A 13,014-nucleotide genomic window follows, 5' to 3' on the forward strand; every position below is an offset into this window, starting at 1 on the left:
CAAGAGCCTGCGAGAACGCAGGCTCATTGGGTTCACGACCGAGTTAAAATTTCACTTGGAACGATTTGGCTTGGCAGGCTTTAAGCGTTGCGAATGATTGCATTTCGACTTCGCTCTCTTTCACTTGCTCATCCAAACCTGTTTCACGCCATGAACGGACTGGACGCGTGAATGACACGCAGTCTTCTATCTCACCGCTCTCTGCTGGGTTATAGACACGCAGAATTAAGGCATCCTCGTCTTCCGCTTTTTTCAACACACTGAGCACCGCACCTTGTTGAGACTTGCTCAATAGTGAGTAAGTTAACGGCTTGTCTTGCTCACCCACATTCAACTTCATTGCGTTGTAAGGAATCTTGTTGTAGCACTCAATCGGTGTGACGTTATCGCGTGCATGCGCCATGATGTTGGCGTCAATGTGATTGCCCGCAAATCCATACAGCGCGAAATGGCACTCCAACGGTCCACGGGTTTGGGAGTCTGGCGTAGGAATTTTAATGCCTGATGGACGACCAGGACGCAGCAACAGTTCTTCTTTACCCAATACACCCACACCACGAAGCAAGGTGAGCGCGAAAGTGTCACGCTGATCGTCACCTTGGCTTGCGATCACTTCAAACTCGCGCAAACCGTTAGTCATGATGGCCATACCGCCCGCCTGATTTTCCACGGCAGCGAAATTCATCAATTGATAGACAGGAACAGGCGCTTCCTTCCAACCTTCTTGCTCCCACACCGCCATCGCTGGATCATTCGTTGGACGAGTAATCAAACCAAACTGGTTGTCAGCCACAACGTGCTCTGAAACAAATGGCGTTGGAATCAACACGCGAACTCGATGGTCGTCGGCTTGATTGTCCACCAGCATGCGCACATCAATACGGCGAGAGCCCTGCGCAAGCACCACTTGGCACTGGACATGCACATAGCCATTTTGACCGCTACGAGCCTCTCGTTCTGTCAAATCTGCGGGTACCGCCATGCGAGTTTCGATGGTTGCAACGGACTGGAATCCTTCATGTTTTACCGACGTGTTGGCATCAAACTCATCAGAATAGAGCAACCACTCTTTGCGCGACGGCGAATAGTCGTATTCATCACCATCGTCCGAACCATCTTCAATGCGCAGCACTTGATCAAACGTCATGTGCGTTTCTTTATCAAAAATAGTCAGTGTTCCGTTGGCGTTGACTTGGATGCGGTAAAACTCGTTTTCCATCACCTGCGCCTGATCTGGGGTATCCACACCTTTTTGTGTGCCGGTTTGGTTGGCTTCAATATGCAATGTCGTGTAACCCATTGCAGGAACGGCGTGTTTGATTTGAATGTCATATTCGATGAACGGATCGTAGTTGCCGTAATGAACGATTTGACGGTCAATCTTGCCAGGGTCAATCACACGCTGATCTTGGATGTAGTACTCAACCGGTTTGCCTTGGTCATCAAACAAGTTAAACGCATCGGCACGAATCGTAATCGTGGTGTTGATCACTTCATCGCGCTCATAGGGCGACAAGTTGAATAGCGCAAGCTTGTCACACCCTTCGCGCTCAGGCATGTGATCAACGATTTTGCGCTTGTAGAAGTTGATGAGGTTCGACGCCATATCATCCGCGAGAATATAACGGTTGAGGATTTCCGCATGCACCTTGTCAGAACAACAGCAGCCGATCGAGTCGTGTGCATGGTTCTTCATGCTCTCTTTCCACATCTTTTCAATCAGACCGTGGTGATACTCAAAACCGAGTGTCCATGCGATAGAAGCTAAGGGCTCAAGAATGTTCACAATCTTGTTCTCAACCTGAGCGTGGATCAGTTTAATGTCCATACGCGTCGAAGAAATGGTGCGATGAACACGCATGTACTTTCCATCATTAAACTCGCCTTTGACGGTATCTAGGTTGTCGCGTTCCTCACGAATGCGGTCAAACACCTCCTCAAAGCGGCTCATCATAAATTCGCGCTCAGGGTAGATCTCACGCAGCTTGTCCATCACCTCAAAGATGTCTTTTTGGATCGGCATCTGGTCATGGCCATTGGGTAACAAAATATCTTTGGTAACTGATGGCTTTTCCAATACCGGGAAGTATTTATCAAGACGCGCACGCAAACCTGCTTCATCTTGAGGTAAGTATTTACCAATCGCGTAACCTAATGGCAGCACTTGTGCCAGAACTTCAGAACCGTCGTTAGACTGCCATACAAACTCAGTCTTGTTGGTCCCATGACGCTCAGAACAACCACGCCAGAACATGGCGGTGTCAATTCCGAAGCCGTTGTAAATCATAGGCAGTTGTGAGCTCATGGAGAATGAATCGGGCAAGTAGCCAATCTTCATTGGCTCCCCTAACGCCAGACAATCACGCATGCCATACAGCATGTTACGAACGATCGATTCACCCGATACTTGCATCGTGTCGGTTTGCGAATACCAAGGACCAATAATCAGTTTGCCCGCTTCTACAAGAGATTGAACGCGCTGTTTGTTTTCCGGCTTGATCGCGAAGTAGTCTTCCAGTACGGCGGTCTGGCCATCCAGTACGTAATACTTGTACTTGGGATCGCTCTCCAGACGTTGCATGATTTCTTCCATATTGTTGATCAGAAGAATGCGTGACTCTTCGGTGGTGAAATACCACTCGCGATCCCAGTGCATGTGAGGAGTAATATGAACGCGTGATGTAGTCATTGTGTGTACCTTTCGAACTGCATTGCAGTGTTGAATTCGTTGTATACCAAGGGAATAGGTGTGCTAAATGAGGGCACAGTTATCCTGTGCCCTGAGTTATTATTTTTATTTAGAGAGAGTGCGGCTTACTGAGCGACCTGGGCTTCAAATTTGCCCTTTTTTACCGCATGTGCTCGCCACATAAGTAGAGTGATAGTCGAGATGGCTGTACCAATGAGCGCTGCGCCCAACCAGATAGCCGCGGCGGTAAAGCCACCTAATCCCGAATCATGAAGTAAGAAGAGAGAGAAGATACCCGCTCCTGGCGTGGAGAGGCCGATCCCCGCCGCACCAATCATCGCGCCTGTCACCACTGAACCCAGTAAGAAGGAGCCAATCACTCGGATAGGATCTTCGATCGCCATAGGAATGGCACCTTCCGTGATGCCAGCAAGGCCAAGCAGCCAAGTGGATTTGCCCGTTTCTATTTCAAAGTCCTTAAATAGACGAGGAGCAAGAAGCGTAGACGCTGTAACAGTGAACGCCGATACCATTTTGACCGAGCCAAAGATAGCGTATGGGCCATAAACACCATTTGCCATCGCGCCTAGACAGAATGCATAAGCGGCTTTGTTGACCGGCCCACCCAAGTCAAAGGAGACAAAGCAACCAATGACCGCGCCAAGCAGCAACGCATTAGTACCGGATAAACCGTTCAACCAATCTGTGAGCCCTTGGTTTAACCATGCGACTGGCTTACCAATCACAAACAACATCAAAGAACCCGCAACGAGCGTACCGATGACAGGGTAGAGATAAAAGGTCAAAAAGCCGTTAAATGAAGGGCTGAGACGAATGTTCTCTTTCACCCAGCGCATCACGTAACCTGCAATCAAACCGCCAACGACGCCGCCCAGAAAGCCGGAGCCAATCAAGTTCGCGGCAATACCCGCTGCAAAACCGGGACCGAGAGCGGGTTTATCCGCCAATGAGTAAGCCGTATACGCAGCTAACACAGGCACCATAAGTGTCCCTAGTAGGCCACCGCCCAACTTGCGATACATCCAAAGCCAAGAATCTTGGGTGGCGTATAAGTCTTGCAAGTCAAAAATTTGCGCGATAAGAACAGCGACAGCAAGGACCGTACCGCCAGCCACAATCAAAGGTACCGCGTAAGAGATACCAGAGAGCAGCGCTTGTTTGAGCTCGGTTTTCAGTGGTAGTTTTTTTGGTTTATCGTCGGTCGCGATAGTGCGCTCAGCCCCGATACCTTTTTTACCTGCTTCGACAGCCTGTTGCAAAATACGCTCAGAATGCTTGATTGGCTCTGCCACGGGAACTTCAACACGCGGAATACCGTTGAAACGCTCGATTTCTTTAATGGCGACTTCAGCAGCAAACACGACAGCCGTGGCCTTGTTGAGTTGCTCTGCGGTAAGCCTATCTTCAATGCCATTTGCGCCTTGCTTCTCGACATGTACGTGATAGCCCAGCTTCATACCCGTTTTCTCAAGGTATTCTGCTGCCATGTACGTATGCGCGATGCCCGCAGGACAGGCAGTGACGCAGACAATTGTCGGCGCATTTGTATCTAAGTTGTCTTGTTTTTTAGATGTCTCTTGCTCGTTACTGAGTAGCGTGAGAATTTGTTCTACTGTTGTCGCATTAAGGACCGCTTCACGTGTGTCATCATCGACCAATGTGGTCGTCAGCTCAGTGAGCAAATGCATGTGCGTCGACCCAGCTTCTGCATTAGGAATCGCGATAAGGAAGATCAGATTCACCTCTTCTTCTTCATCTAATCCTTGCCACTTGAGATCCTGTTTTAAGGTCGCGACGGCAAACGCCGCCTCTTTGACCGCATCCGTCTTGCCATGAGGTACAGCTAAGCCTTCGCCAAGCGCCGTTGGGCCTTGTTCCTCGCGTACAAACACCGCTTTGAGAAACTCGTCTTTATCATGCAGCTTGCCTTGTTGGTTTAGTTGTTCAGCAAGCGCTTTTATCGCTTCATCACGACTGTTAAACGTCGTTTGTAGGTTGATCAGCGATGGGTTGGTAAGAGATGTCAAATTCATAACTTTTGTCCCATTGTCTCATTCGTGTATTGTTGTCTGTTCAACAATGAGCCCAATAATACATCTTAAATACAAATGATCCATGATCGAGATCTCATTTGCGTCAATATATGTATTAATGTTGTATTATCAGCAAAGGAATAACTTACAAACAACCACTTGTCATATTGCACTAAATTCGTATGATACCTCTAAAATATAGCGTATTTGGGACTCAGTACAGCAGGTGTTGTCTCAAAGGGTGAGTAGCAAACGAGGTCCACATGGCAAGACTGCCAATGTATCGACAAATCGCAGATGCGATACGAGAAAAGATCCGCTCGGGAGAGTACAAAGTCGGTCAAGCTCTTCCAACTGAAGCACAGCTGAGAGAAGCCTTTTCCGTCAGCCGCGTGACGGTTCGACAAGCGTTAAAACTGCTGGTCGAAAATGAAGAGCTGGAGAGCATTCAAGGCAGTGGCACCTACGTCAAAGAGAACAAAGTTAACTACGACATCTACCAACAGAGTAGCTTTGCAGAGAAGTGGGCGCATTTAGATGGGGTCACTCACAGTGATGTGTTGTCTTTTGAAATTCAAGCCGCATCGCTGACGATGGCTGAACACCTCGACATCAAAGAAGGAGAGCGTATTTTTTATATCAAGCGCGTTCGCTTTCTTGACAACAACCCCATTACCGTCGAAGAGACCTGGATGCCTACCGCCATGTTCCCTGATCTGACCTACCAAGTGATGCAAGGGTCAAAATACGACTATATTGAAAAGCAGAAAGGATTGGTCATTGATCGCAGCGAACAAGAGATCATTCCCGTTTTACCTCCGCAAGATATTGCCGAACTACTGGGCATAAACCCAGCCGACCCCATCATAGAAAAGCGCACACGAGGCTACCTGCTTGGTGATGTCGTGTTTGAGTACAGCCGAAACTACTTTAAGTCGAGTGACTACAAATTTACCTTAGTCGCCAAACGCCATAAAGGTTAAAGCGTTTCACTCGCCAGACTTGAACCAAGGTCCATCTCAACGCGTAAAAGGTCAAAAAACCTCTGCGAGTGATTAATGAATCTATCTCAAGAAATGCAATCCCGAGTCATCGAAATGGCTTGGGAAGACCGAACCCCGTTTGAGGCCATTGAGTGGCAATTTGGTCTCAATGAATCCGCTGTTATTCAGTTGATGCGTCTCCACCTCAAACCACGCAGTTTTAAGCTTTGGAGAGCAAGAGTCAGCGGACGGGCAACCAAACACCTCCAACGCCGAGATCCACGCGTTTTACGGGCCTATTGTCCCACGCAATACAAGCTGCGGTAGCCCTAGCGATACAGACAGCACCAAACTCGTATAGATAAAAAAATACCCACTAGAGCAAATCTCTAGTGGGTACGAACATCATCGCTTTAGCAAGTCAACGCATTACTCGTAATCAGACGCGTAAGTGTCTTCATAAGAGTGCGAGTAGAACTCAAATAAGTTACCAAACGGGTCTTCTAGGTACACCATTTGCGCTTGCTTAGAATCATCTTCAGGATGGTAACGGTGAATATCCATGCGCACTTTACCGCCAAACTCTTCTACGCGCTTGATCGCTGGTTCAAATTGCTCTTTAGGGAGTTGAAGACAGAAGTGGAAGATACCTAGGCGAGAGAAATCAACCTTGTGGCGCTCTTCACGGTCAACCATTTCAAACAGCTCAACACCGATCCCATCGGTTGTCACTAAGTGAGCAATGTTAAACCCTTTAAAGCCTTCACCAAAGACAGCAATACACATACGACCGATCGCAGATTCGCGCTCTTCGATCACTTTGGTGTTGTTCATCACAATGCGAAGACCGAGTGCTTTCGTGTAGAACTCGACCGCTTTGTCCATATCACCCACCATGATACCAACGTGGTTCATTTTCATAACTTTCTCCAAAAACTGATTTATTTGTTGCGTGTTTTGTTTCGATAGAGAGAAGTATAAGGACGACCAAACAAAATGAAAAATTATCGATAGTTATAAAAATAATAACGAAAATTTATTATTTGTAGCCAGCAACCTAAAAAAGTAACCCGAAGAGTGAGAGATGCTACGTGTATGAGCAAGTCGCATCATAATTTAGAGACCGTTCTATCGAGCCCTGACTAGTTCATCTTAATATGCCCAGCCGCTTTGATTTTTACGTGAACCATATTGCCCTGCAGATAACTCAGTGGAATTTCACTGCGCTCGATAATGGAGACATTCTCCCCACATGCACCCGCTTCAATCGCTAACTGCTTTGCCTGCTCTTCTAGTGTTAGCAACACTTCTTCACGCAAAGTGGGTTCAATCGGTACTATTTTATCGAATTGCCCGGAAATCTCCCCAAGAGCAACCCCAATCGCATTAGCAACTTCAAAATGTTCTGGACGAACCACTTGGCTTACCCCTTCGAGATGGTCTGGGAAAAGCGCACTGCCACCCCCGACCATAATCACAGGCACACTGGCAGCAGAGGTTTTCATCTTGTCGATACCCTCTTCCACATCAAGCACCATTTGTTTGTAAACCGCCTTTGCTTGCTGCTGAGTAATGCCGATGTTATATGTCAAAGGATGAGCAGCTTGCCACTGCATGTTGCCTGTCTTTAGCGCGACATCCGTTAACGTCAGCTCATCACCGCCAAAGCTGCGCGCCGCGGAAGTCAAGGTGTGGCCAACACTTTCAGGTCCCAGTACGATATGTTCTTGATCAATGGCGACCTTGGTTCCGCCACCAATCGCTAATGCCAGAATATCGGGCATTCGGAAGTTGGTACGCACTTCTCCGATTTCGACGGCTAGACTAGACTCACGAGGGTATCCGTGGGTAAGCACGCCAATATCGGATGTTGTACCACCCACATCAACCACAATGGCATCTTTGAGTTTAGTAAGATGACTCGCGCCACGAATAGAGTTGGTTGGGCCACAAGCGACGGTTAAGATTGGGTACAACAATGCGAACTGCTGTGACATCAGTGTGCCATCGTTCTGACCAAAGTAAGGCGTTGTTTGAATACCGTGATTGACTAGAGCACTGCAAAATCCGTCAACAAAGCGCTTGGCTGTGCCTTGAAGCGCTGCATTCAAGATTGTTGCATTCTCGCGCTCGAGTAAGCCTAAGCTTCCAACCTTGTGAGACAGTGAGATATTCACACCCGGAAGCTCTTCAGCCACCCACACAGCAGCTCTCAACTCTTGATCACCATTCACCGGAGAGAACACACCACAGATGGCAATCGAGTCAACCTGATCTTTCATCTTTCGGCAGACATCGCGGATCTGCTGCTCTTGTATCTCAGCGATGAGTTGACCATCGTATTCATATCCACCGTGCGTTTGATAGAAGTGTTCACCAAGTAATCTCTGCCATGATTGGCTCCAACCACACAATGGCGGAACGCTATCACCACTAGGTAAAGAGAGGCGGATCATACCCACTCGGTCGAGTCCTTTTTTCTCAACAATCGCATTGGTGCATTGCGTTGTGCCAAGCATCGCATGCTTGACATGCGAGCCATCAATGTTCACCTGCTCCAATAGCTTTGATATTGCATTATCAATCCCGGTTGAAATATCATGAGTGGTGGCGGTTTTGATCTTGGCAATCACGTTGAGATCGGCATCGAGCAGCACACCATCGGTGTTCGTGCCGCCAACATCAATACCCAAACGGCAGTAATCTAATCTATTGTTTATCATCCCATTACTCCCCTCTAAGCGCCGATTTCAATTGTTCGATAGGCTGATAATCCACGGTATAACCAAAGTAGTTTGGTCCTGCTACTTCAATCCCTTTCGCTGTGCGCCACTTCGGATCGCAAGGGTAAGCGATTAAGTCGATGCGCTGACCATATCGCAGTTGTTCCGTAGTGATGGGCTTGCCTGTTTCATGGTCAAGGATCGAGATAAGGTCAGGAGTTGATGCCAACAAGTTCTCTTGTGACATATCCGCCCTACTGCTTCCTTTATGGGCGAGTAGAAGCTCATTCTGGAACTGGACAAAGACTAAATCCGCCCCCGAGTCTTCAAACTGAGCAAGTTTCTCGATCACCACCCCACCCGTGGCAAAGCCACCATCGGTTTGGCGCTGAATATCAACGATCTTGCCGCTAATCAGGATATGACCACCGACAATATCCAACACCGCTTGAGTGCCGCTTTGGTTGCGCTCATTGGCTTGGCGTATTGATTCACCAATTTTCATCGCTTTGCTCAGCGTCGCTGGCAAAGCACTGCGCTTGAGGTTTTTCCCCTCCATTGGGTAATCACACATGGCTGCAGAGCCGCCCATTTGCTCGGTAATTGGGCGAGCAAACTTTTCAGACCAAATTCCATCAACCGGATAGAGCGTGACCACGTTGCCTCGCTCGTCAGCTAAGGTATTGGGTGCCGATGGCAAGCCATCAAGAAAGAACGTGACCATTTGTGCTTCAGGGAAAGCGCGTCCCATCGCATCACAATCAATGACAGGGATGTTCTTTTGTGCTGCCACCAAGATAGGAATGAGTGAGTTGAAGCCGCCCACTTCAATCGGGAATGTCGCTGCTATTTCGGTTTCAAGCGCCTTCTCCATCGCCTCATACGCCATAAGCATTTGATCTTTAGAGTTCAGCTTTTCAACTGCCACCGTCGGTGCTCCAATCATGGACGAAGGAACGGTCATCCAATCGTCCTGCACGTCATCCAAAGCGATTAGTTGCACAGGTTGCTTTGCATTCGCAATCGCCACCTTGGCTATCAACGCGCCGCTGTATGGGTCACCACCACCTCCGGTGCCAAGTACGGTGGCACCCAGAGCGATATCGTCAATCATCTGTTCAGTAATAATCACTACAACTTTCCTTATTACTTAATATCCATTCACTTAGGAAGATTTTGCTGCTTGAATAACTTCATCAGAGCAAGATAGAACACGCCTGAAGCAACAATGCCATCCAGTGCTGAAATGCTGGTCAACGAGAATAGGTCAAAGAACTCTGGGGCCGTACAAGCACTAAATACAGTACCAAACACCCAAGATGCCAAACCTTTAAGCATCCAGCCCGGCACTTGTTGAATGTTCTCAAAGCTCATTTTGTTCGAATCAAGCACATAGTACTGTGCGATATAAACGCCCGCTGCGGGTGCGATGGTGACACTCAATAGCATCAAGAACTCAGTGAACTTGTCCACCATGCCTAATTGGGCAATAGCGATACCCGCGACCGTCATCAAAATCACTAGTATGGGACGTGGCACATTTGGCAATACCATCGACATACATAGGCCGCCAGACGTGAGGTTGCTACTGTTGGTCGTCCATTGAGCGAATACCAACACGATGATGGCAGCCATTCCCAAGCCTAGGCTAAAGAAGACTTCAACTAGGTCATCAGTACCGGTCATTTTAGTCAAAATAAGAGCGATAAGGATGATGGCACTGTTGCCAACGAGAAAACCAATACCTGCACCTAAGATCGCATCTTTACGGGTCTTCGCGTAACGAGCAATATCTGGCGCGGCGACGGCAGCTAGGATCCAGATGGACATCACAAACGAGATTGCTTGCCCCATCGTTAGGGGGTCGGTGATTGAAGGGGCGCTACCACCTTTGTAATCCGCCGCCATGAACAAGCCAAGAGTAATGAGGGTGACCATGAGAGGCACAGAGTAAGTACTGAGCTTACCCAGAGCACGGACACCATAGATTGCCGTCGCCATCATCAGAATACTGCCACCAATCAGCGCAGATAGATGAGACACCACAATCTCATAGTTTGCCAGAGCATCAACGAGGATGAATGCAAAGAAGTCTGCTTGGAACGCAAACCAACCGACCAGCGAGATACCGTTGATAAAGCCAAGAATCTTACCACCATTACGACCAAAAACGGCGCTACTCACTAAAGGCGTAGACACACCAGATTGAAAGCCGATATTAGCGCACAGCATCGCAATCACCGCGAGCAGGCCAGAGCCGACAAAGGTTGCAATAAGGGCATCTTCAAAACCAATACCACTACTGAGGATAGAGCCCAAGAAAAGCCCAGAAATATCGATACCAATCGCTAACCAAATGAGGCTTATCACCCACCAAGACCGCTTGGCTTTTTCTGGCACTGGCTCTAACTCGAAGTCATCGATTGCCTTGTGAGTCTGAGTTTTTTGGCCTGGCTCTGTCGTCTCTTCTTCTATGTATGTTTCTTTACTCATGCTGCATCCTTGCATTGTTATTCCATAAGCCTGAATAAATCATACTGGTGTATTTTTTATTATTAAATGAATATAATAAAGTTTAAACATAACAAAAAACAAATGCATTAATTAAAATGAGTTCAAACAATAAGTTAGATAAGCGTGACCTACGAAGATTAGAGCTTTTTTGTGAAATTGTTGAGCAAGGAGGCATCAACCAAGCGGTTGCAAGTACAGGACTTAGTCAACCCGTACTAAGCAATCAGCTTATTGCATTAGAAAAGAGTCTAGATTTAACACTATGCCAACGTGGAAGAAAGGGGTTCGAACTGACTCACGAGGGCGAGAAAGTCTATAAATATGCAAATCAGATAAAATCTACCCTTATTGACTTTGCTTATAAATTACGAGGTGTGAAAACTGAACTCTCGGGGCACGTCCGTATTGGCTGCTTAGACAACACTGTTACACTCCCCAATAACCCACTACCTAAAGCAGTTGAGTCATTTTATCAGCGCAGCGATAGCGTCGAAGTGAGCATTGAAGTCGGTGATTTCACTCAACTCAACGAAAAACTCGGCAAAAACCAAATTGATATCATGGTCGTGGTACTGGGGACACATCAAAAGCCTGCCTTCAAGCATAGTTACCCATTGTTTGATGAACGAAGCTACCTCTACGCACGCCGCGATCTAGCCGATAAAATCATGGACCGAGATTTTTCCCTTGATGGCTGTCGTATCAATATGGGCGGCTACGCCAAGGACGAAATGTTAGAACTCCTCAACGTCGAGCAATATGCCTCAGTTAAGCCCTACGATGGTTGGCATGTAGAGTCTAGCGTGCTTCTCACCCTGGCTGGCACCCATTTGAGCTTTCTGCCTTCTCACTTGATTGATCGTGGCCATTACGACCAATCTTTAGTTCCATTGCAACCAGAAAAATGGTTTCTAACTAGCCAGTTCTATGCCGTGATGAAGCAGCCACTTGATTCACTTTCTCCCGTGGCGCAAGCTTTCTTTGAGGAACTGTACAAGTTTACCGATGATCTCTCGGGTTGATTTCATTCATACCAATAACTTTCATGTCAGTGGTTACCGCTCGTCATGCACCAGGTTACTAAAAGTATACTGATTGCATTCAATCTCTAGGTAACTAATATATACCGGAATAGACTTGCAATTAGGTGCCCACTCGTTCACCTATTCGATGTGGGTCTTCAATCACTATGAGTGACGTTTTTATTATCAATGCTGATAAATGACGTTATGTCGCTTCTTAAAATGACGCGGTGCTATATGAAAGCAAAAGTTGAAGTTGACCCAAAAGGGCGTAAGAGCGTTGTTGATGCCTGTTCCGAACCTTGTGCGATCGAAAAAGGTATGAGGATTTTGGGCTCCAAATGGAAGGGCTCCATCATCTACCATCTCAAAGATGGCCCAGTGAGGTTTAATGATCTGTCCAGAATGTTGGGCGGCGCTAGCAAGAAGATGGTCGATCAGCGTCTAAAAGAGCTAGAAAGTGAAAACATGGTAATACGTCGTGTGCTCAATGAAAAACCCCTGGCAGTCAGCTACGAACTTACTGAGTTTGGCCGCAGTGCGTTATCGATTCTTGATGAGTTGAGAAAATGGTCTGAAAGCAACAATGTGCAACTCAAATAATGAATGTTCCGCTGAAATAGCGTGCGTAACCTTCATCGCTTCCCTCTATAACGTAACAAGGCAACCAAAACTGTTGCCTTGTTGTATCTCGAACCTAGCGGCTCAGTCGTCTAGCGTGCCACGAATAGGGTAATGGTTGTCTGGATTGCGAATCCATGCCAAACCTCGAGTCAGTGCTCCAAGTTCTGGCCTGACAAACGGGTTATTGGATAGATCAACCACGTGTAGGTTGCCGTGTTCATTGACAACAAACAACGCCGGCTCTCCAAAGTTATGGTCGGTTTCAGCTTCGGAGCGTGGTAGCGATATGTAAAGCCCTAATGTCTTCATTTGTTGCTCAGTAAGACCGTAGGCGATTGGGAAACTGATATCGAGCTTGTCTAGGTGAGGTGCTGGAACTACCTGTGGGAAAGTTGCACTTAACCT

Annotated in this window: 10 protein-coding genes and 1 pseudogene; 4 read left to right on the plus strand and 7 right to left on the minus strand. The window is 47.4% G+C overall.

Translation table 11 applies throughout. The features are described 5' to 3' along the window. Positions 1-43: 43 nt before the first annotated feature. Positions 44-2,689 carry a mannosylglycerate hydrolase gene (gene mngB / locus AC6R1A_RS08975; protein WP_500633412.1) on the minus strand — a complete coding sequence of 882 codons (2,646 nt, stop codon included), beginning with the start codon at positions 2,687-2,689 and terminating at the stop codon, positions 44-46. Positions 2,690-2,814: 125 nt separating this feature from the next. Next, positions 2,815-4,743 (minus strand): PTS 2-O-a-mannosyl-D-glycerate transporter subunit IIABC, encoded by a 1,929-nt coding sequence (gene mngA / locus AC6R1A_RS08980; RefSeq protein WP_500630899.1) that lies wholly within the window; start codon positions 4,741-4,743, stop codon positions 2,815-2,817. A 263-nt stretch (positions 4,744-5,006) separates the two neighbouring features. Here mngA and AC6R1A_RS08985 point away from each other — a divergent pair, with 263 nt between their 5' ends. Both AC6R1A_RS08985 and AC6R1A_RS08990 read left to right on the plus strand, forming a co-directional pair. Beyond that, entirely contained in the window at positions 5,007-5,726 is a 720-nt protein-coding gene (locus AC6R1A_RS08985) for a GntR family transcriptional regulator (protein ID WP_487902768.1), read from the plus strand. Positions 5,727-5,801: 75 nt separating this feature from the next. After that, positions 5,802-6,053: a TIGR03643 family protein gene (locus AC6R1A_RS08990; RefSeq protein WP_500630900.1), complete on the plus strand. Its 252-nt coding sequence runs from the start codon at positions 5,802-5,804 to the stop codon at positions 6,051-6,053. 102 nt (positions 6,054-6,155) lie between these two features. On the opposite strand, the gene AC6R1A_RS08995 is transcribed toward AC6R1A_RS08990, so the two are convergent. The 4 genes from AC6R1A_RS08995 to AC6R1A_RS09010 form a co-directional block, all read right to left on the minus strand. Further along, on the minus strand, positions 6,156-6,647 hold the full coding sequence (locus AC6R1A_RS08995; RefSeq protein ID WP_334553242.1) for a VOC family protein: 492 nt from the start codon (positions 6,645-6,647) through the stop codon (positions 6,156-6,158). Between the two features lie 221 nt (positions 6,648-6,868). Next, entirely contained in the window at positions 6,869-8,449 is a 1,581-nt protein-coding gene (locus tag AC6R1A_RS09000; RefSeq protein ID WP_500633411.1) for a hydantoinase/oxoprolinase N-terminal domain-containing protein, read from the minus strand. Between the two features lie 4 nt (positions 8,450-8,453). Then, positions 8,454-9,581, minus strand: a complete 1,128-nt coding sequence (locus AC6R1A_RS09005) for an S-methyl thiohydantoin desulfurase family protein (RefSeq protein WP_500633410.1) — start codon at positions 9,579-9,581, stop codon at positions 8,454-8,456. Positions 9,582-9,610: 29 nt separating this feature from the next. After that, entirely contained in the window at positions 9,611-10,957 is a 1,347-nt protein-coding gene (locus AC6R1A_RS09010; RefSeq protein ID WP_500633409.1) for a purine-cytosine permease family protein, read from the minus strand. A gap of 101 nt (positions 10,958-11,058) precedes the next feature. Between AC6R1A_RS09010 and AC6R1A_RS09015 the strand changes: the two genes are divergently transcribed. Together AC6R1A_RS09015 and AC6R1A_RS09020 are read left to right on the plus strand one after the other, a co-directional pair. Next, a complete protein-coding gene (locus tag AC6R1A_RS09015) occupies positions 11,059-11,985 on the plus strand; it encodes a LysR family transcriptional regulator (protein WP_500630904.1) in 927 nt (308 codons plus the stop codon). 237 nt (positions 11,986-12,222) lie between these two features. Beyond that, complete coding sequence (locus tag AC6R1A_RS09020) at positions 12,223-12,588, plus strand: winged helix-turn-helix transcriptional regulator (protein ID WP_334553241.1); 366 nt, start codon at positions 12,223-12,225, stop codon at positions 12,586-12,588. Positions 12,589-12,690: 102 nt separating this feature from the next. Here the strand turns inward: AC6R1A_RS09020 and AC6R1A_RS09025 are convergent. Further along, positions 12,691-13,014, minus strand: a pseudogene (locus AC6R1A_RS09025) (hypothetical protein); the annotation flags it as partial.

The sequence above is a fragment of the Vibrio sp. R10-SG3-ISO3 genome (genome assembly GCF_059834225.1).

Bases quoted from the DNA above. Each gene is read 5' to 3' on its own strand.
- mngB (WP_500633412.1), bottom strand. From the start codon at position 2,689: ATGACTACATCACGCGTTCATATTACTCCTCACATGCACTGGGATCGC.
- mngA (WP_500630899.1), bottom strand. From the start codon at position 4,743: ATGAATTTGACATCTCTTACCAACCCATCGCTGATCAACCTACAAACG.
- AC6R1A_RS08985 (WP_487902768.1), top strand. From the start codon at position 5,007: ATGGCAAGACTGCCAATGTATCGACAAATCGCAGATGCGATACGAGAA.
- AC6R1A_RS08990 (WP_500630900.1), top strand. From the start codon at position 5,802: ATGAATCTATCTCAAGAAATGCAATCCCGAGTCATCGAAATGGCTTGG.
- AC6R1A_RS08995 (WP_334553242.1), bottom strand. From the start codon at position 6,647: ATGAAAATGAACCACGTTGGTATCATGGTGGGTGATATGGACAAAGCG.
- AC6R1A_RS09000 (WP_500633411.1), bottom strand. From the start codon at position 8,449: ATGATAAACAATAGATTAGATTACTGCCGTTTGGGTATTGATGTTGGC.
- AC6R1A_RS09010 (WP_500633409.1), bottom strand. From the start codon at position 10,957: ATGCAAGGATGCAGCATGAGTAAAGAAACATACATAGAAGAAGAGACG.
- AC6R1A_RS09015 (WP_500630904.1), top strand. From the start codon at position 11,059: ATGAGTTCAAACAATAAGTTAGATAAGCGTGACCTACGAAGATTAGAG.
- AC6R1A_RS09020 (WP_334553241.1), top strand. From the start codon at position 12,223: ATGAAAGCAAAAGTTGAAGTTGACCCAAAAGGGCGTAAGAGCGTTGTT.